This is a genomic window from Vibrio sp. VPAP30, assembly GCF_001188205.1.
GTDB classification, from domain to species: domain Bacteria; phylum Pseudomonadota; class Gammaproteobacteria; order Enterobacterales; family Vibrionaceae; genus Vibrio; species Vibrio bivalvicida.
Genome location: NZ_LBLS01000022.1, coordinates 1 through 18,194, shown reverse-complemented (window position 1 = coordinate 18,194; position 18,194 = coordinate 1). Strand labels below are relative to the sequence as shown.

Sequence of the window (18,194 nt, the reverse complement as noted above, 5' to 3'; positions counted from 1 at the left end):
TACGCTCAATCAGTTATTTGATTGAGCGTAATTTTTTTCTGACAACCAAGTGCTTTAATTGATGCTCACAATGAACATCAAGTAAGTCACTTGGTTTTTGTTATAACTACCACAAGTAATATTCAACATATTGAATGTGGTTCGAATGAGACTTTGGTCTTGGGAAGGTGAAGACTGGTGAAAAAGCCCCTTATCGTGCAAAAGTTTGGCGGAACTTCTGTGGGTTCAATTGAAAGAATCCATAAGGTTGCTGAACACATCATAAAGGCGAAAAATGATGGTACTCAAGTTGTCGTAGTCGTATCGGCAATGTCTGGTGAAACAAACAGATTAATGGACTTGGCTAAGCAGGTAGACAGTGTACCTACTGCCCGAGAACTTGATGTTTTGCTCTCTGCTGGTGAACAGGTGTCGATGGCACTGCTTGCAATGGCTCTGAATAAACTTGGCTATGCGGCACGTTCACTTACCGGAGCACAAGCGAGCATTGTGACGGACAACCAACACAATGACGCAACGATTAAACATATTGAGATGACTGCGATAACTCAACTCCTTGAACAGGATCAAATAGTGATAGTCGCAGGTTTTCAAGGTGTGAATGATAACGGGGATATCACTACACTTGGTCGAGGAGGCTCTGATACCAGCGCAGTTACGCTGGCAGGTGCGCTCAATGCTGACGAATGCCAGATTTTTACTGATGTAGATGGCATCTATACTTGTGACCCGCGCGTGGTTTCTAATGCAAAGAAGCTTGATGTGATCGATTTCCCTTCGATGGAAGAGATGGCACGTAAAGGCGCTAAAGTTCTGCATCTACCTTCAGTCCAGTATGCATGGAAAAACAATGTACCTTTGCGGGTACTATCGACATTCGATGTCAACGCTGGCAGCTTGGTTAAAGGTGAAGAGTGCCAGTCTGCGGTGTGTGGCGTCGCTATTCAACGCGATATGTGTTTGATCAGAATTGAAAAAGATGCCTTAGCCAGTATGAAAAAACAGTGCCAGATGCTAGGCGTCACAATTTGGAATGTGATCGAGCATGCAGAATGGATAGGTGTAGTGATAAAACACGACGCTTATGCAAAACTGGAACTGGTTTTCGGTGACAAAATCCGTAATAGTGACTCAGTAAGCTTACTAACAGCAGTTGGTCTACATGTCGAAGGACTGGTTGAAAGATCATACGCGTTGTTGACGGAGCAGGGGATTGAGGTTGAGCACTACGCAGTTAATCCACAATCTTTGATGCTTGTCCTGTTACCAGAATGTGTCGACAAAGCGGCTAACATACTGCATGATGCTTACATAACTTCTGCGGAGCCAGTCGACTGCCGACAAAAACATGCCTTTTTAGGCTAGATTCGAGCCACAATAGAGTTTACGAAAATATAACTTTTGTTGGATAATAGCCGCGTAGCAAGATAAATCAGAGATTACTCAAGGAGCACAGAATGCTAATTTTAACTCGCCGCGTTGGCGAAACTCTCATGATCGGTGATGAAGTAACAGTAACTGTACTAGGTGTTAAAGGTAACCAAGTACGTATTGGTGTAAATGCACCTAAAGAAGTGTCTGTTCACCGTGAAGAAATCTACATGCGCATTCAGGCAGAAAAAGGTAATGGTAACGTTGCATCAGGCAACTACTAATTACACGAAGAGGCTGACATTTTGTCAGCCTTTTTTGTGCGGCAAAGGCAACTAAACATAGGAAAAAGAGCGAATTAACATCGCTTTGATTAAATAGCCAACGGTTGAATGACTTTTTGCTATTTTTGCCAAGAAAATGTTTGACATATTTTTGGTAAATCGTAATATGTGCCTCCGCAAGACGGTGAGGTGGCCGAGAGGCTGAAGGCGCTCCCCTGCTAAGGGAGTATACGGTTTGTAGCCGTATCGAGGGTTCGAATCCCTCCCTCACCGCCATTCTTGCTTCTTCCTCGGAAGAATTGTTCTTCGGAACAGCTTTAAAACAACTTTCTTTAGCAAGAAAGCATAGCGCGTCCTTAGCTCAGCTGGATAGAGTACCTGGCTACGAACCAGGCGGTCGGAGGTTCGAATCCTCCAGGACGCGCCATAATTTCCTTACCAGGGAATAAAACGGTGAGGTGGCCGAGAGGCTGAAGGCGCTCCCCTGCTAAGGGAGTATACGGTTTGTAGCCGTATCGAGGGTTCGAATCCCTCCCTCACCGCCATTAATTGGCTTATGGCCAATTTTTTTGTTTTAAAGACCTGTTGTTCCAAAGAACTAGTGTGATATACTTCACATCTCTTATTTTAGAGAACATTGCGCGTCCTTAGCTCAGCTGGATAGAGTACCTGGCTACGAACCAGGCGGTCGGAGGTTCGAATCCTCCAGGACGCGCCACTCTTTAGGGTTTCTTTTTATCAAAGTCATCCTGATATTGACTTGGAGTTGATATCAAAATCGCGCGTCCTTAGCTCAGCTGGATAGAGTACCTGGCTACGAACCAGGCGGTCGGAGGTTCGAATCCTCCAGGACGCGCCACTCTTTAGGGTTTCTTTTTATCAAAGTCATCCTGATATTGACTTAGAGTTGATATCAAAATCGCGCGTCCTTAGCTCAGCTGGATAGAGTACCTGGCTACGAACCAGGCGGTCGGAGGTTCGAATCCTCCAGGACGCGCCACTCTTTAGGGTTTCTTTTACGAAAGTCATCCTGATATTGACTTAGAGTTGATATCAAAATTGCGCGTCCTTAGCTCAGCTGGATAGAGTACCTGGCTACGAACCAGGCGGTCGGAGGTTCGAATCCTCCAGGACGCGCCACTCTTTAGGGTTTCTTTTTATCAAAGTTATCCTGATATTGATCTAGAGTTGATATCAAAACCGTGCGTCCTTAGCTCAGCTGGATAGAGTACCTGGCTACGAACCAGGCGGTCGGAGGTTCGAATCCTCCAGGACGCGCCACTTATTTTAAAGCCCTGCTAGAAATAGCAGGGCTTTTTTTGTTAACGCCGTTGTAACATTATTGAAACAATGATTTTACAAGTTATTGTTTATTAAACTCTTTTCTTATTTCTTTTAAGCCTATCGCAGTAATGCCCTATGTTTTGGCATAACGTCATAAAACACGCAGTTATTTATGCTTATATGCAGATGTATTGCAGATTTATGTGATTTGTGTGACGAATAATTCCCTAGATTTGTGCAATATCCTCAATAGCACCTTAAACAAAATTGACAAAGTTTAACCAATCGAGATAATCCTAGACCTCTTGTCAGGATTTTACTGCATGTTCAGGCAACAAGAGTGCTAGCAAGATGCTGGCTAAATTTAGCGTTGAGCATTGAAAAACACGATGTTTTTAGCGATATAGCTAATGCTGTTGTCAGGATGACAAAGAAAGGATGCAAAAATGGATAATATTGGAAGCCTGCTAGTAGATGCTGCAACCCTGATGCTTACAGGGATGGCTGTAGTATTTATATTCCTCACTATTCTCGTCTATCTCGTTCGGTTGATGTCAAAACTGGTACCACAAGAAGTACCTGAACCGATCGCGACACCTATTCAAAATAACAAAGTACAATCACCATCTTCTGCTGTTAGCCCGAAGGTAGTTGCGGCGATCTCCGCAGCGGTACATCAGTATCGTACCTCTACCGCTAAGTAGCATTTGACAGGATTAAAAGGAGTTAATGAGCATGTCTAAACCACTAGCTTTAACGGACGTGGTCCTTCGTGACGCCCATCAATCGCTGTTTGCGACTCGTATGCGTCTAGAGGATATGTTACCTATCGCAGAGGAACTGGATAAAGTCGGTTACTGGTCTCTAGAAACATGGGGCGGTGCGACGTTTGATGCTTGTATTCGATTCTTAGGGGAAGACCCATGGGAACGTTTACGTGCGTTGAAAAAAGCGATGCCAAATACACCAATGCAAATGCTGCTACGCGGCCAGAATTTACTGGGTTACCGCCACTACGCAGATGATGTGGTTGAAAAGTTTGTCGAACGCGCTCATGCCAACGGTATGGATGTCTTCCGTATCTTTGATGCGATGAACGACGTGCGTAACTTCGAGAAGGCAGTAAAAGCTGCGGTCGATGTTGGCGCGCATGCACAAGGTACGCTTTCTTATACCACTAGCCCTGTGCACAATACCGACACTTGGGTGGATCTTGCTAAGCGTCTTGAGGATCTTGGCTGTCATTCATTGTGTATCAAAGATATGTCAGGGTTGCTTAAGCCATATGAAGCGGAAGAGCTAATTACTCGCATCAAATCTTCTACTGATATTCCTTTAGCGCTTCATTGCCATGCAACAACGGGTCTATCAACGGCTACTGCTGTAAAAGCGGTAGAAGCTGGGGTAGATATCCTTGATACCGCTATCTCATCAATGAGCTGTACTTATGGTCATACACCAACAGAGACAGTGGTTGCAATGCTTCAAGGCACTGAGCGTGACACTAACCTTAACCTCGATCAAATTGAGCCTATTGCTGCATACTTCCGCGATGTACGTAAGAAGTATGCCAAATTTGAAGGTCAACTTAAGGGTGTTGATTCTCGTATTCTGATTGCTCAAGTACCAGGTGGTATGTTAACCAATATGGAAGGCCAGCTCAAAGAGCAAGGTGCGGCAGATAAGTTAGATGAGGTATTAGAAGAGATCCCACGTGTACGCAAAGATCTTGGTTACATCCCGCTAGTGACACCAACATCTCAAATTGTTGGTACTCAAGCGGTGATCAATGTATTGACTGGAGAGCGCTATAAGAGCATTACCAAGGAAACTGCCGGTGTGCTTAAAGGTGAGTATGGTGCTGCGCCTGCTGAAGTGGATGCTGAGCTGCAAGCCAAAGTGCTTGAAGGCGGTGAGGCGATTACTTGTCGCCCGGCTGATTTGCTACAGTCAGAAATGGATTCATTGACCGAAGAGCTGTTAACGAGAGCCAAAGAAGACGGTATTTCACTAGCAGAAGATACGGTGGATGATGTGCTAACTTATGCGCTATTCCCTCAGGTAGGTCTGAAGTTCCTTAAGAACCGCCGTAACCCTGAAGTATTTGAACCTGCTCCTTGGTTAGAAGAGGCGCCGATTGTACCTCAAGCTCAACCCGCTCAAGGTGGCATCGAAACTTACAGTGTTAAAGTTGATGGTCAGGTTTATGATGTTGAAGTTGGTCCGCAAGGTCAGCTAACGTCTGTAGCTCCGGCTAGTACAGCTTCGCAACAAGCTGCCACGCCTGCTCCAGCAGCGCCTGCGGGTAACAGTGAAACTGTCCCAGCGCCATTGGCGGGCAACATCTTTAAGGTAAATGTCCAAAGTGGTACTCAAGTTGCCGAAGGCGACGTATTGCTGATTCTCGAAGCCATGAAGATGGAAACCGAAGTACGTGCGGCGCGCGGTGGCATTATTCAAGATCTCCACGTCAAGGAAGGCGATTCTGTGACGGTTGGCGCTCCACTACTGAGCTTAGCGTAAGGGAGTACCATGGAAGGATTAATGACCTTATGGTCAGAAACAGGGATTGCTAACTTTGAGTTTGGCCAAATCTGTATGATCTTGGTCGGTTGTACTCTGCTGTTTTTGGCTATTCGTAAAGGCTTTGAGCCACTGCTTCTACTGCCAATTGGTTTTGGGGCTATTTTAGCTAATATTCCTAATGCCGGCTTTACTGAAGAAGGTGGTTTACTTTACTACGTCTATTACGTAGGAATTGAGTCTGGTATTTTCCCACTGCTTATCTTTATGGGTGTGGGTGCAATGACAGACTTTGGGGCGCTGATCGCTAACCCTAAAACCCTATGGTTAGGTGCTGCTGCTCAGTTTGGTATATTCGCGACACTGTTTGGCGCAATCTTACTTAACTATGTGCCAGGTATGGAATTTAGTATGGCAGATGCAGCATCGATTGCGATTATCGGTGGTGCAGATGGCCCAACCGCTATCTTCTTGGCAAGTCAGTTATCTCCAGACTTGCTAGGCGCCATTGCTGTTGCTGCCTATAGTTACATGGCATTAGTGCCTATTATTCAACCGCCAATTATGAAGGCACTGACTTCGCCTGAAGAGCGCAAAATTCAGATGGCGCAATTACGTCATGTGGGTAAAGCCGAGAAGGTCCTCTTCCCACTGGCCGTGTTGCTGATGACCATTCTGTTTTTGCCAGCAGCGACACCTTTGGTAGGTATGTTCTGTCTAGGTAACCTGATGCGTGAGGCGGGTGTTGTCGATCGTTTATCTAAAACAGCGCAAAATGAGCTAATCAACATTGTGACCATCTTCCTCGGACTAGGTGTTGGTTCAAAGCTTCAAGCTGAAGAGTTCCTCAATGTAGAAACTTTAGGTATTTTGTCATTGGGAGCAGTAGCATTTAGTATTGGTACGGCAGGTGGCGTGCTAATGGCTAAACTGCTTAATAAGCTTTCTAAAGAAGACATTAACCCACTGATTGGAGCTGCGGGAGTTTCAGCAGTGCCGATGGCAGCTCGTGTAGTGAATAAGGTCGGTTTAGATTCTAACCCGCAAAACTTCCTACTAATGCACGCAATGGGACCTAACGTAGCTGGGGTACTAGGCTCGGCAGTAGCAGCAGGTATTTTATTAGCGCTGGTTGGCTAGTTTAACTTTTAGGTTAGTAATTAGTTAATTTGAGAGCAAGTGGTTAACTTGCTGCCAATAAATGGTATATATTCAAAGGGATGCTTTCGCATCCCTTTTTTGTACCGATAGGGAAATGAAGAAATGGAAAACAAACAAATCGCAATCTCTCAATTTGGTGATCCAGACGTTCTCGTTATTCAGACTTCACCAATTCCACAGCCACAAGCAGGTGAAGTGCTAGTTAAAGTGCACTTTTCTGGAGTAAACCCTATCGATGTAAAGACGCGGGCTGGATTGGGTTGGGCAGCATCAGAAAATAAAGATAACCTTCCTTGGGTTCCGGGTTACGATATCTCTGGTCAAGTGATCTCTTTAGGCGAACAAACTGAGCGGTTCTCGATTGGTGATAACGTGGCGGGTTTTGTTGGTTTCCCTCTCTCTGGAGGTGGCTACAGCCAATATATCTGTGTCCCTGAAAGCGCGCTGAGCCTAGTTCCGGACTCAGTAACCTTAGAAGCCGCTGCAGCTTTACCACTTGCGGGGCAGACAGCGGTTCAAGCTTTGGATAAAGCGGGTGTACATGAAAGCGATAGAGTGCTTATTTTAGCAGGAGCCGGTGGCGTCGGGCATTTAGCGATTCAAGTGGCTGTTGCAGCCAAAGCAGAGGTCTTTACTACTTGTAGCGAGGCAAATTTAGACTATATGGCGACCTTAGGTGCCCACGCGGTAAATTACCAATTTGCACCTGTTTCCGAGCGAGTAGAAGAGGCTGACGTATTGATCGATTTGGTTGGCGGTGATGCGGCGCTCGATGCACTGAAATGCTTAAAAGATGGTGCTAAAGTAGTGACTGTACCGACACTCAGTGCAGAGCTTATCTGTGAAAAGGCCAAGCTACTTGGTTTTGAAGCAACGGGCATGCTGGTTGATCCTAATCCAGAGCAACTTGATGCTTTACTTTATATGGTCAGCGTAGGCTTAGTTAAGACAGAGATTCAGAAAGTGTACCCAATGTCTCAAGTGGCTGAAGCGCACAAACAAATTGAAACGGGTCATACCAGAGGCAAGATCTTGCTTGATATGCAGTGTTAGAAGCGTTTAATAGCGCTTTTGAATCTTTCGCATTATGGTTTTCTGATTCGGCACTGTGGGTACTGTTTCTTAGCGGTTTCCTCAGTGCCACTTTACTGCCTGGTGGTTCAGAAGCTGGCTTGATTGCCACATTAAGCCTCAATCAGTTTTCAGCTCCCTTAATCATTCTTGTCGCCACTTTGGGTAATACGCTCGGTGGCTTGACTAATTTTTGGCTAGGTTTATGGTTACCAAACCGAACTCAAAATGAAAAACATGGTCATAAAGCTTTATTATGGCTCAATAAATACGGCTATTGGTCGCTTCTTTTTAGTTGGTTACCGATAATCGGTGACCCTTTATGTTTAGCCGCAGGTTGGCTTCGAATGCGTTTTTGGCCATGTTTCTGGCTTATATTGATTGGCAAAGCACTTCGATACTCATTACTTGCAGCAATTTTTTACGGATTTTTCTAAGGGGATGTCATGAGAAAGATTTGGCTTGGTGCTATTTCTCTTGTCGCACTTTATGGTTGTAGCTCCAACAACCTTTCTTCTGTTTCATTTTTATCTTCACTGCCACAAGGCGTTACTCTCGTTGAAGAAGTGCCAGCTCAACCTAGTAAGGCAACAATCCCATACTCAAAATATCAGCTAGATAATGGTCTAACGGTGATTCTATCGCCAGACAATTCCGATCCACTGGTTCACCTTGACGTGACCTACCATGTTGGCTCCGCCCGTGAAGAGATTGGTAAGTCGGGTTTTGCTCACTTCTTTGAGCATATGATGTTCCAAGGCAGTGAGAATGTCGGAGATCAGCAGCATTTCAAGATTATTACCGAGGCAGGCGGAACTCTAAACGGCACGACTAACCGGGATCGTACCAACTATTTTGAAACCGTACCATCGAATCAGCTAGAGAAAATGCTCTGGCTAGAGTCGGACCGCATGGGCTTTCTACTTGATGCAGTCTCACAGCGTAAGTTTGAAATTCAGCGCGATACAGTGAAAAACGAACGTGCGCAGAATTATGACAATCGTCCTTATGGATTGATGTGGGAGCGCATGGGTGAAGCTATGTACCCAGAAGGCCACCCCTATTCTTGGCAAACTATAGGTTATGTTGAAGATTTAGATAGGGTAGATGTGAACGATCTTAAAGCTTTCTTTCTTCGTTGGTACGGTCCAAACAATGCGGTGCTGACTATTGGTGGTGACATTGACGTTGAGCAGACCTTAGAGTGGGTAAGCAAATATTTTGGTTCTATTCCTGCTGGGCCTGAAGTTGATCGGGCACCTAAGCAACCAGCAAAACTGACAGAAGATCGTTACATCACACTAGAAGATCGTATTCAGCAACCGATGTTGATGATTGGCTGGCCGACGAAATACAACGGAGCTGAGGAGCAGGCGTCGATCAATGCGCTGGCTAACGTGTTAGGCAGCGGGGCAAACAGCCTGCTTTATCAAAAGCTAGTGAAAACCCAAAAGGCGGTAGATGCCGGGGCTTTCCAAGATTGTGCAGAGCTTGCCTGTACCTTCTATGTGTACGCAATGGCACCATCAGGAGAAAAAGGAGCGCTTAAGCCCCTGTATCAGGAGTTGATGCAAACTCTGGATGAATTTGAAGCGAAAGGTGTCGATGAGGCGCGACTAGAGCAAATCACTGGAATGGCAGAAGCTAATGCAGTATTTGCGTTGCAAAGCGTTCGTGGCAAGGTCACTCAACTTGCCTCCAACGAAACCTTCTTCGATACGCCTGATCGGATTCAAACTCAATTAGAGCAGATTCGAGCGGTTACGCCAGAGTCTGTCATGGCGGCATATAAAACTTATGTAAACGGTCACCATAAGGTCGCATTAAGTGTTGTTCCACGTGGCAAACTTGAACTTGCTGCCGCGCCTGATACCTTCGTCACGCCACCAAGGGTTTTGCCTGAGTACCAAAGAGTCACTGACAGCCACTTAGCCTATCGCCGCGCGACGGACACTTTCGACCGTTCGGTGATGCCTGAAGTCGCTCAAGGGGTGAAAGCTCAAATGCCAGACCTGTATCACCTTTACTTCGATAATGGCGCTGAGCTACTTGGTACGGTCAGCTCCGAAACGCCAACCGTTCAATTGGAGATTAGCTTCCCTGCCGGAGAACGCTATGTAGTGAAAGGTAAAGAGGGACTAGCCAACTTAACTGCTGCGATGATGCAAGAGGCGACACTCGACTCTAGCTTGGAAGAGCTGCAAGCTAGGTTAGATACCTTGGGTAGTACGGTTTCTATTGATGCGGGTAACTATACCACGGGTATTTCCGTCTCCAGTTTGGAAAAGAACCTTACCGAAACGCTTAAGATCGTCGAGGAAGTGTTATTCAAACCGGCTTTCCGGCAAGAGGACTTCGACCGCTTGAAGAAACAGATGTTAGAAGGTTTGGTTTATCAACATCAAAAGCCTAGTTGGATGGCGTCTCAGGCAACACGACAAGTATTGTTTTCTGGGTCGATTTATCAGCGCTCAAATGACGGGACAGAGGCGTCAGTATCTAGTTTGACCTTAGATGATGTTAAGGAATTCTATCATCAGCACTACACGCCACAAGGTGCACAGATTGTGGTGGTTGGTGATATCAATAAGCGCCAGGTCAAAAAGGAGCTCGCTTTTATCGACAACTGGCAAGGTGAGTTCGCCCCTCTACTCCGGCCTCAATTGGTGAAACCACTCGAACAACAAAAAATCTACTTGATTGATAAGCCTGGGGCTCCGCAAAGTGTGGTTCGTATGGTTCGTCAAGGTCTACCATTTGATGCGACGGGTGAAGTGTATCTAACCCAGCTAGCAAACTTCAATTTAGCCGGTAACTTCAATAGCCGTATAAACCAGAATTTGCGCGAAGATAAAGGCTACACTTATGGAGCTAGTGGGTATCTTGCTGCAAACCGAGAAGTTGGGGCGATAATTTTTTCTGCCCAAGTTCGAGCTGATTCGACCGTTCCTTCGATTGTCGAGATGAGAAAAGAACTCGCAACTTACGCCGAAAGTGGTATGACCGATGATGAAATGAAATTTTTGCGCTTAGCTGTCGGTCAACAAGATGCATTAAAGTATGAAACGCCTTCACAGAAAACTGGATTACTTAGTAGTATTCTTGCGTATAGCTTAGAGGAAGATTACCTCCAGCAGAGGAACGAGATTGTCGAGACCGTCAATCAGAAGACGTTGAATGGGTTAGCACACAAGTGGTTTAGCCCTGAAGACTACCAAATTATCGTGGTAGGTGATGCGAAAACGTTAAAGTCTCAGTTAGAAAGTTTACAGATTCCGATAGAAGAGCTTGAAATCATCCGATAGAGTACACATAACATAGTGCATAGCTAAAGGGTGACTGTAGTCACCCTTAATAATTTGTTTAGCCAGTTTGGTATCACAACCAAACCATTGATATAAGCGACCTTCATTTTGACTGAATTTGCTGCGCGACTGGAGCGAGTTGCACAAAACCCAGAAGTATTTAAGAGTTTCGGACGGGGTGTAGAGCGTGAGACGCTGCGATACCACCAAGATGGGCACCTAGCAACGACCCCTCACCCAAGTGAGCTTGGTTCGGCTTACGCTAATAATTGGATTACCACTGATTTTTCGGAGTCATTGTTAGAGTTTATTACTCCTGTCTCAAGTAGTATCTCGACGTTAACTGCTCAGCTCGAGGATATTCATCATTTTACTCAGACTAAGTTGGGTGCAGAAAAAATGTGGCCGCTTTCAATGCCTTGTTATGTTGGCAGCGAAGATGATATCAACCTCGCTCAGTATGGCTCATCGAATTCTGGCAAAATGAAAACGCTGTATCGAGAAGGCCTCAAACATCGCTACGGCAGCTTGATGCAAATTATCTCGGGTGTTCATTTTAACTTTTCATTCCCTGACTCTTTTTGGGAGCAGTTATATGGAGAACAGAGTGATGAGCAGAGACAAGACAGTAAGTCAGAAGCTTACTTTGGCCTGATCCGTAACTACTACCGTTTTGGCTGGTTAATTCCTTACTTCTTTGGTGCGTCGCCAGCTCTGTGTGGCTCATTTATCCAAGGTCGAGAGACAAAACTACCATTTGAAAGCATTGGTGGCACTCTGTATTTGCCGCATGCAACTTCGTTACGATTGAGTGACCTCGGTTATACCAATAGTGCACAAAGCGCGCTTAAGATCGGTTTTAACAGCTTAGATGAATACCTAGAAGGTTTGAATAAAGCGATTCGAACGCCTTCTCCAGAGTTTGCAGAGATTGGCATAAAAGTTGGTGATGAGTACCGCCAGCTCAACAGTAATGTGCTGCAAATAGAAAATGAACTTTATGCGCCAATTCGTCCTAAACGTGTGGCAGAGGCAGGTGAAAAACCTTCTGAAGCTCTTGCGCGTGGTGGTGTCGAGTACATAGAAGTACGCTCTCTCGATGTGAACCCTTACAGTGCGATAGGCATCAGTGAAGATCAGGTACGCTTTTTAGATCTGTTCTTAACTTGGTCTGCGCTAACAGAATCCGAACCAATGGATCATTGTGAACAGGCGTGTTGGCGCGAGAACTGGAACAAGGTGATTATCGAAGGGCGCAGATATGGTTTAGAGCTGCAAATCGGCTGTAAAGGCGAGATCCTTACTTTGCAAGATTGGGCAAAGCGTGTATTTGTTGAACTCACTCAAATTGCCGAAAAAATGGATGCTGTAAATGGAGGCGAGGAGTATCAAGCTGTTTGTTATAAGTTACTCGCGTGGATTGATCATCCAGAGCAAACTATTTCGGGCCAGTTACTTGAAGATACCAAGCGTTTCGGGGGCTTAGGTAAAGTCGGTTGTGAAATTGGAAAAGAGTATCGCCAGCAGCATTTAGGTCATTGCTACCGTATTTATAGTGAATCTGAAATGGAGCTTGAGGTTGAGCGCTCTCGTATTGCTCAGTCTGAAGCAGAGGCGATGGATAAACAAAGCTTTGATGATTTTCTTCAAGAGTACTTTGCCTACTTAAAAGCATAAGGAAACCAAGTGATAAGGATATTTGTTGTCATACTTAGTTTTGCAGTGCTAGGCGGTTGTGCCACCGCACCACCTAAAAATCAGTCTAACTTGTGTGAGATATTCCGCGAAAAACCAGACTGGTATGACGATGCTCTAGATATGCAAGAAGAGTGGGGAACACCGATCCAAGTCTCAATGGCGTTTATAAAGCAAGAAAGCAGCTTTAGGCACGACGCCAGACCACCGAAGGATTATTTGTTAGGCATTATTCCTTGGGGGCGCGTGAGTAGTGCCTATGGTTACGCTCAGGCGCAAGATCCTGCTTGGGAAGACTTCCAGAAAGCAACCAATCACGGCGGTTCGAGAACAGATTTTGCTGATGCGCTGATGTTTGTTGGCTGGTATACCGATGCTACTCAAAAACAGCTTGGGGTATCTAAGTGGGATGCTTACAATCAGTATTTGGCATACCACGAAGGGCGCGGGGGCTTTAAAAGAAAAAGCTACCAGGGTAAACCTTCATTGGTAAAAGTTGCTCGCAAAGTAGAGCAGCAAGCAAAGGATTATGGTTGGCAACTTAAACAGTGCCGACAAGAATTAGAAGACAATAGAAGCTGGTTGTTTTAAGAGCAGTTAACATGGAGAAGTACAATGCCGTTACTTGATAGTTTTACCGTAGACCACACACGAATGAATGCGCCTGCAGTTCGCGTGGCAAAAACCATGACAACCCCAAAAGGTGATACCATCACGGTATTTGACCTACGCTTCACCGCACCAAATAAAGACATTTTGTCAGAAAGAGGCATTCACACGCTTGAGCACCTTTATGCGGGTTTTATGCGTAACCACCTTAATAGTGATGTGGTTGAAATTATTGACATCTCTCCAATGGGGTGCCGTACCGGATTCTACATGAGCTTGATTGGTACACCACAAGAGCAGCAAGTGGCTGATGCCTGGTTAGCAGCGATGAAAGATGTACTTAAGGTCGAGAGTCAAAACAAAATCCCAGAGTTGAATGAGTATCAATGTGGCACCGCAGCGATGCACTCTTTAGATGAAGCAAAGCAGATTGCTGAAGCGATTCTTGCTGCTGGAATTTCTGTAAACAAGAACGATGAGCTTGCTCTACCAGAAGAAATGCTAAAAGAACTTAAAATCGATTAGTCATGACTAAAATAGGAAAGGAAGGCCAAATGCCTTCCTTTTTTGCTTTCGAATGAGCGACTAGTTCGCTTTTGGTAGTACCACCACTTGGGTTTTGGCCCAAATATCGTGAAAGCCCCGTTTTTTCGGATCGATAGGAACGGTTAAGTTGGCAAGACCAAAGCCTGAAGTGCCGATGCGAATCAGTGCCTGAGTCACTGTAACCGGAGAACCATCATTACTGCGCATGTGCAGTTTCCAAGCTCGCATTCCTAGCGTTTGACCAGCACGAGTCCAAAAATAAACAAAGAAATAGATCCAAACAAACGCTAGGTAAGCGGTGTAAACTGGACTCCATAGTGGATGATGAGTCAGAAAGGCGCTGACATCTTCAAACTCACCCAAATGAAACAAACCCATCGCCATTAAGGCGTGCAAAATAGCAACCACGACACCCGCAGCCATCATTTCAACCGCAATAATAATTAGGCTATCGTATAAAAGCGCCCCTAAACGGCGAAATAGTCCCGCTGGTGGCAAAGAGTTTGTTGCAGACATAACACTCACTTACATAAACAAAATAAGTCGACAGAATATAGTGTCAAAAATGCCCTGAAAAGAGAGCTTGCGCACAGACTCTTCAATTGGTCGCACTTCAAGAGGCTTTAACGGAACATTCCAGCTAGCAGTTAGTAATGTTTCCTCTGTACTTCGATCACATCCTCCCTTACTGCACCAACGGTTTGCCATATTGTCTGCACGAGTTCTGGGTTATCTTTTGAAAATTGCAGGCCAAATATTAGGAAATAGTCTTTGGTTGTGATTGCAGGAAACACTTGTTCTATTTGATCAGACCAAGGCTTATCTTTAAGGTACTGCTGAGCCATAGTGTCTTGAATCGCAATGGCATCGATGCGTTTGGATCTCAACATATGGAATAACTGCTCGGTGTTTTTTGCTTCATGCACCAGAATATTGTTTTGTTTGAGCTGCTCTGTAATAGAAAAACCTAGGTGAGCCGCTATCAGCTTGTCTTCTAACTTATCAAAATTAGACCCATTCCAATCTAATGAGTGCTGTTTTAGCTTATAGAAGTAGTAACCTAGCTTAGCGATGCGTTTTGTACTATCAAGAGTTCCATTCTGCATCGGATAATCAGCAAACCGAGCGCGATTAGCGTTGTAGGAAAAAATAAACCCTCCGTCTACTTCACCAGTGGCAATATAATCAAGCACTCTCTTTCCCGGTAAACGAAGGTAGTTTATCTCTATTTCTAGCTGGTTAGATGCCTGATTGAGTACATCTAATGCAAGACCGGGAGGTTCCGCAATATGAGTGCCGTTACCAATTTGGAAGGGGTAAGACTCTACATCTGAGTATGCGAGAGTTAACGTTGTCGCTATAGCCACCTTACTTAAGATGGTGGTTAGTACGAGCATGGTGAACAACCGATATATGTACGACCGCATATAAGATACCTCAATTTCGATTTGCTCTTCTGTCAGTATAGACAGTAGAACACCGAGTAATGATTTGCGTTCCGGGAACATCTCTTGTGGTGAAAATATCAGCAAACGATGGTTATCTAAGGTTTTTTCCTTGCAGAGCTTAAATGCATACGTATAATGCAAAGCATCAAAGGGTAAAGCCCAGAGATGCCGGTGTGGTGAAATTGGTATACACGACGGATTCAAAATCCGTTGCCTTCGGGCGTGGCGGTTCAAGTCCGCCCACCGGTACCATACATAGAAAGGTCGCTTTTACAGCGGCCTTTCGTCGTTTTAGTCATTGTAAAATACATAAAGGTAACGTCTAAGCGTTGCCTCCTTGGTGGTGGCAGGAATGCCTGTCCAGTCTGTCTATCTGTACCATATTTAGAAAGGTCGCTTTATATAGCGGCCTTTTGTCGTTTTAGCTGTATATAAATGCAAACAGTTCAGTGGTGATTTGTCTTCAGTCAGTCAACGTTGCCCAGACTTATGTGGTCAGATTCATTTAGAATCCAGTCAGTGTTGTTCTCCAAAAAAGCTAAAATTTTCGGCTAGTTAGAAAAAAACTGTCTATCTTTAAAATAACAACATGGAGATAAACAATGTATCAAGTTACCCCTTACTTATTTTTTGCTGGTCGTTGTGAAGAAGCACTCGACTTTTACCATAGGTGTTTTGCTGGTGTCGTTGTAACCAAGCAACTTTTCAAAGATGCTCCCCAGCAAATAGAGGGGGCGGATCCTAACTGGGTAATGCATGCAGAGTTTGAGGCATTCGGCCTGAAGCTGATGCTCTCTGATGGAATACTCGCACAAGAACGTAGCGGCAATAACATCGCTTTGGCAATTGTGTTAACCGATCTCGATGAGCAGGCGCGTATTTTTGACAAGTTGTCTCACGGTGGGCACATCATGATGCCACTTGCCGATGCGCCGTGGGGAGCCCGTTTTGGTAAAATTGAAGATAAGTTTGGAGTTCGTTGGATACTTAACTGTGATTTAGTCAGGTAACAAAAACACACAATCTGACGTGTTATTGATCTCTCACTTAACACTCACTAGTGGTGAATTCATATTGTCAATCAATTAAAATTATAAATTGGTTATAAATAGATAAGTTGTATATAGATCGTGGCCAGCATCAAAATAACAGTAGATAGATTACAGCCAGGGTTGCATATTCGGCTTCCAGTCAAGTGGAATGAGCATCCCTTCTTATTTAATAGCTTCAAGATAAAAGACGAAGACCAGATTCGCATGATCCGTCATTTGGGGATCAAACACGTCTTTATTAATACTGCGCAGAGTGATACTCAACCTTTACCCGTTGCTGAAGAAGATTCAAATGCAGATGTAGAAGAAGTGCTGCATGAAGAAATTGACCTTGAAGCGCAAAAACTTTGGAAAGAAAAGCAAGATAGAATTGAAAAACTGAATGCTTATCGCCGACGTGTCATCCATTGCGAGAAAGAGTTCGAACGTTCGCTATCTCGAATGAGGGCTGTGATGAATAAAATTCGTAACCGCCCAGAGCAGGCAGTTGATGAAGCCAGTCAGTTGGTCAACGATATAGTCGATAAATTGCTGAGTGATGATAATGTCACACTACATCTAATGAATGGAAAAAGTGAGTTTGAAGATATCTACTTCCATTCGCTCAACGTATCCGTAGTCGCCATGATGATTGCTAAGGCTAAAAAACTCAGCGCTGATCAGATAAAAGAAGTTGCTTTTGCCTCTTTATTTCATGATATGGGAAAAGTGAAGGTCCCTACTGCGATACTACGTAAGCCAACGCAGTTAACCGAGCCGGAGAAGAATTACCTCAAACTGCACACTAAGTATGGTCTAGAGATTGCGGCTCATATGGATAGCTTCCCGGAAACTGCACGCACAGTCATCGCTCAGCATCATGAGCTAAATGATGGCTCAGGTTATCCCGAAGGTTTAAAAGAAAATCAGATAGACGAGCTTACCCAAATTGTTTCAGTGGCGAACGCTTATGACAATTTGTGCCATAGCAACATTCCTGCAGAACAAAAGATACCTTATGTTGCGTTATCTCACTTATTTAAGAACTGTAAGCATCAATATAATAGTGAGAATTTGAGCCTGTTGATTAAGTTTATGGGAATCTATCCACCAGGTACGGTAGTGCAGTTGTCAAATGATATGGTCGGATTGGTGATTTCGGTAAATGCGCAAAATATTCTTCATCCTAACGTACTTATCTATGATCCGTCAGTACCTAGAACTCAAGCTCCAATCATTGATCTAGCAGAAAAAGAGATAAAGATAGTTAATGCTATCTTGCCGAGTAAATTACCTGACAAAGTGCGAGAGTATTTAAACCCACGTTCACGAATTTCCTATTTCTTTGATTCTGATGAGTAGTTATCCACAGGGATTTGTGGGTAACATCTGACTATATTGAGAGTAAAGTGGGTGTAACTAAAGGTCTGGCTGATTAGTGTTCAGTTAGGCTTTTTTTATGAAAAAAACGTGTTTTTCTCTTGCCTTAAAATTGGAACTCCCTATAATGCGCATCCACTGACACGGCAGACGCCACAAGGCTTCAGCGATAGTCAGAGAGGTAAAAGCTTCTGAGAGAATAAATTTGAAAAAGTATTTGACTCTTCAAATTATCTCGCTAGAATTCACCTCCGCTTCGAGAGAAAGTTTCTCGAAAGCACTGCTCTTTAACAATATAAACCTATCAATCTGTGTGGGCACTCGTTGATGATAATCCAATTAGAAACTTCGGTTTCAAATTAGGTTTCAATGAACTGAGTGACCAATTTGATAACTTCGGTTATCGAGCACAGTCAATTCATTATCGTTCTGTTGGAACGATAATAGCTTTAAAATTACACAGTAGTTTTGAAGTCAGTATTCATT

At 44.4% G+C, this 18,194-nt stretch carries 15 protein-coding genes and 9 tRNA genes; 22 read left to right on the top strand and 2 right to left on the bottom strand.

The genetic code is table 11. The annotated features are described in order from the left end of the window. Nucleotides 1-177: 177 nt before the first annotated feature. The 19 genes from ZX61_RS09225 (at nucleotide 178) to luxS (ending at nucleotide 13,828) form a co-directional block, all read left to right on the top strand. Complete coding sequence (locus tag ZX61_RS09225; RefSeq protein WP_049844349.1) at nucleotides 178-1,365, top strand: aspartate kinase; 1,188 nt, start codon at nucleotides 178-180, stop codon at nucleotides 1,363-1,365. A 92-nt stretch (nucleotides 1,366-1,457) separates the two neighbouring features. After that, nucleotides 1,458-1,655 (top strand): carbon storage regulator CsrA, encoded by a 198-nt coding sequence (csrA, locus tag ZX61_RS09220; protein ID WP_004415691.1) that lies wholly within the window; start codon nucleotides 1,458-1,460, stop codon nucleotides 1,653-1,655. Between the two features lie 183 nt (nucleotides 1,656-1,838). Further along, nucleotides 1,839-1,931 (top strand) — tRNA-Ser (locus tag ZX61_RS09215). Between the two features lie 74 nt (nucleotides 1,932-2,005). Further along, nucleotides 2,006-2,082, top strand: a tRNA-Arg gene (locus ZX61_RS09210). 25 nt (nucleotides 2,083-2,107) lie between these two features. Continuing rightward, nucleotides 2,108-2,200: transfer RNA gene (locus ZX61_RS09205), tRNA-Ser, on the top strand. 96 nt (nucleotides 2,201-2,296) lie between these two features. Further along, a tRNA-Arg gene (locus ZX61_RS09200) sits at nucleotides 2,297-2,373 on the top strand. A gap of 64 nt (nucleotides 2,374-2,437) precedes the next feature. Next, a tRNA-Arg gene (locus ZX61_RS09195) sits at nucleotides 2,438-2,514 on the top strand. Between the two features lie 64 nt (nucleotides 2,515-2,578). Continuing rightward, nucleotides 2,579-2,655: transfer RNA gene (locus ZX61_RS09190), tRNA-Arg, on the top strand. Nucleotides 2,656-2,718: 63 nt separating this feature from the next. Then, nucleotides 2,719-2,795 (top strand) — tRNA-Arg (locus tag ZX61_RS09185). Nucleotides 2,796-2,859: 64 nt separating this feature from the next. Continuing rightward, a tRNA-Arg gene (locus tag ZX61_RS09180) sits at nucleotides 2,860-2,936 on the top strand. A gap of 449 nt (nucleotides 2,937-3,385) precedes the next feature. Beyond that, nucleotides 3,386-3,643: an oxaloacetate decarboxylase subunit gamma gene (locus tag ZX61_RS09175; protein WP_004748148.1), complete on the top strand. Its 258-nt coding sequence runs from the start codon at nucleotides 3,386-3,388 to the stop codon at nucleotides 3,641-3,643. Between the two features lie 31 nt (nucleotides 3,644-3,674). Then, the gene (gene oadA / locus ZX61_RS09170) at nucleotides 3,675-5,462 is read left to right on the top strand and encodes a sodium-extruding oxaloacetate decarboxylase subunit alpha (RefSeq protein ID WP_049844348.1); all 1,788 of its coding nucleotides are present in this window, start codon (nucleotides 3,675-3,677) and stop codon (nucleotides 5,460-5,462) included. A gap of 9 nt (nucleotides 5,463-5,471) precedes the next feature. Beyond that, entirely contained in the window at nucleotides 5,472-6,602 is a 1,131-nt protein-coding gene (locus tag ZX61_RS09165) for a sodium ion-translocating decarboxylase subunit beta (protein WP_049844347.1), read from the top strand. A 123-nt stretch (nucleotides 6,603-6,725) separates the two neighbouring features. Next, entirely contained in the window at nucleotides 6,726-7,676 is a 951-nt protein-coding gene (locus ZX61_RS09160; protein ID WP_049844346.1) for an NADP-dependent oxidoreductase, read from the top strand. Continuing rightward, complete coding sequence (locus ZX61_RS09155) at nucleotides 7,670-8,131, top strand: YqaA family protein (protein ID WP_049844345.1); 462 nt, start codon at nucleotides 7,670-7,672, stop codon at nucleotides 8,129-8,131. Before ZX61_RS09160 ends, ZX61_RS09155 begins: the two co-directional genes overlap by 7 nt. Before the next feature lie 9 nt (nucleotides 8,132-8,140). Then, nucleotides 8,141-10,999 carry a M16 family metallopeptidase gene (locus tag ZX61_RS09150; protein WP_049844344.1) on the top strand — a complete coding sequence of 953 codons (2,859 nt, stop codon included), beginning with the start codon at nucleotides 8,141-8,143 and terminating at the stop codon, nucleotides 10,997-10,999. Nucleotides 11,000-11,107: 108 nt separating this feature from the next. Then, nucleotides 11,108-12,676, top strand: a complete 1,569-nt coding sequence (gene gshA / locus ZX61_RS09145) for a glutamate--cysteine ligase (protein ID WP_049844343.1) — start codon at nucleotides 11,108-11,110, stop codon at nucleotides 12,674-12,676. 9 nt (nucleotides 12,677-12,685) lie between these two features. Continuing rightward, nucleotides 12,686-13,285, top strand: a complete 600-nt coding sequence (locus ZX61_RS09140; protein WP_049844342.1) for a transglycosylase SLT domain-containing protein — start codon at nucleotides 12,686-12,688, stop codon at nucleotides 13,283-13,285. Between the two features lie 24 nt (nucleotides 13,286-13,309). Next, nucleotides 13,310-13,828, top strand: a complete 519-nt coding sequence (luxS, locus tag ZX61_RS09135; protein ID WP_049844341.1) for an S-ribosylhomocysteine lyase — start codon at nucleotides 13,310-13,312, stop codon at nucleotides 13,826-13,828. 60 nt (nucleotides 13,829-13,888) lie between these two features. On the opposite strand, the gene ZX61_RS09130 is transcribed toward luxS, so the two are convergent. Further along, nucleotides 13,889-14,365 carry an RDD family protein gene (locus tag ZX61_RS09130; protein WP_049844340.1) on the bottom strand — a complete coding sequence of 159 codons (477 nt, stop codon included), beginning with the start codon at nucleotides 14,363-14,365 and terminating at the stop codon, nucleotides 13,889-13,891. 131 nt (nucleotides 14,366-14,496) lie between these two features. Beyond that, nucleotides 14,497-15,246, bottom strand: coding sequence for a substrate-binding periplasmic protein (locus ZX61_RS09125; RefSeq protein ID WP_054963607.1), 750 nt, complete (start codon nucleotides 15,244-15,246; stop codon nucleotides 14,497-14,499). Nucleotides 15,247-15,464: 218 nt separating this feature from the next. Here ZX61_RS09125 and ZX61_RS09120 point away from each other — a divergent pair. The 3 genes from ZX61_RS09120 to ZX61_RS09110 all read left to right on the top strand — a co-directional run bounded on the left by ZX61_RS09120 (nucleotide 15,465) and on the right by ZX61_RS09110 (nucleotide 17,690). After that, nucleotides 15,465-15,549, top strand: a tRNA-Leu gene (locus ZX61_RS09120). Nucleotides 15,550-15,899: 350 nt separating this feature from the next. Beyond that, complete coding sequence (locus tag ZX61_RS09115; RefSeq protein WP_049844338.1) at nucleotides 15,900-16,307, top strand: VOC family protein; 408 nt, start codon at nucleotides 15,900-15,902, stop codon at nucleotides 16,305-16,307. Nucleotides 16,308-16,427: 120 nt separating this feature from the next. Further along, nucleotides 16,428-17,690 (top strand): HD-GYP domain-containing protein, encoded by a 1,263-nt coding sequence (locus tag ZX61_RS09110; protein WP_049844337.1) that lies wholly within the window; start codon nucleotides 16,428-16,430, stop codon nucleotides 17,688-17,690. Nucleotides 17,691-18,194 lie beyond the last annotated feature (504 nt).

Coding starts and splice junctions, on each gene's coding strand:
- csrA (WP_004415691.1), top strand. CDS start 1,458: ATGCTAATTTTAACTCGCCGCGTTGGCGAAACTCTCATGATCGGTGAT.
- ZX61_RS09175 (WP_004748148.1), top strand. CDS start 3,386: ATGGATAATATTGGAAGCCTGCTAGTAGATGCTGCAACCCTGATGCTT.
- oadA (WP_049844348.1), top strand. CDS start 3,675: ATGTCTAAACCACTAGCTTTAACGGACGTGGTCCTTCGTGACGCCCAT.
- ZX61_RS09165 (WP_049844347.1), top strand. CDS start 5,472: ATGGAAGGATTAATGACCTTATGGTCAGAAACAGGGATTGCTAACTTT.
- ZX61_RS09160 (WP_049844346.1), top strand. CDS start 6,726: ATGGAAAACAAACAAATCGCAATCTCTCAATTTGGTGATCCAGACGTT.
- ZX61_RS09150 (WP_049844344.1), top strand. CDS start 8,141: ATGAGAAAGATTTGGCTTGGTGCTATTTCTCTTGTCGCACTTTATGGT.
- luxS (WP_049844341.1), top strand. CDS start 13,310: ATGCCGTTACTTGATAGTTTTACCGTAGACCACACACGAATGAATGCG.
- ZX61_RS09130 (WP_049844340.1), bottom strand. CDS start 14,365: ATGTCTGCAACAAACTCTTTGCCACCAGCGGGACTATTTCGCCGTTTA.
- ZX61_RS09125 (WP_054963607.1), bottom strand. CDS start 15,246: ATGCTCGTACTAACCACCATCTTAAGTAAGGTGGCTATAGCGACAACG.
- ZX61_RS09115 (WP_049844338.1), top strand. CDS start 15,900: ATGTATCAAGTTACCCCTTACTTATTTTTTGCTGGTCGTTGTGAAGAA.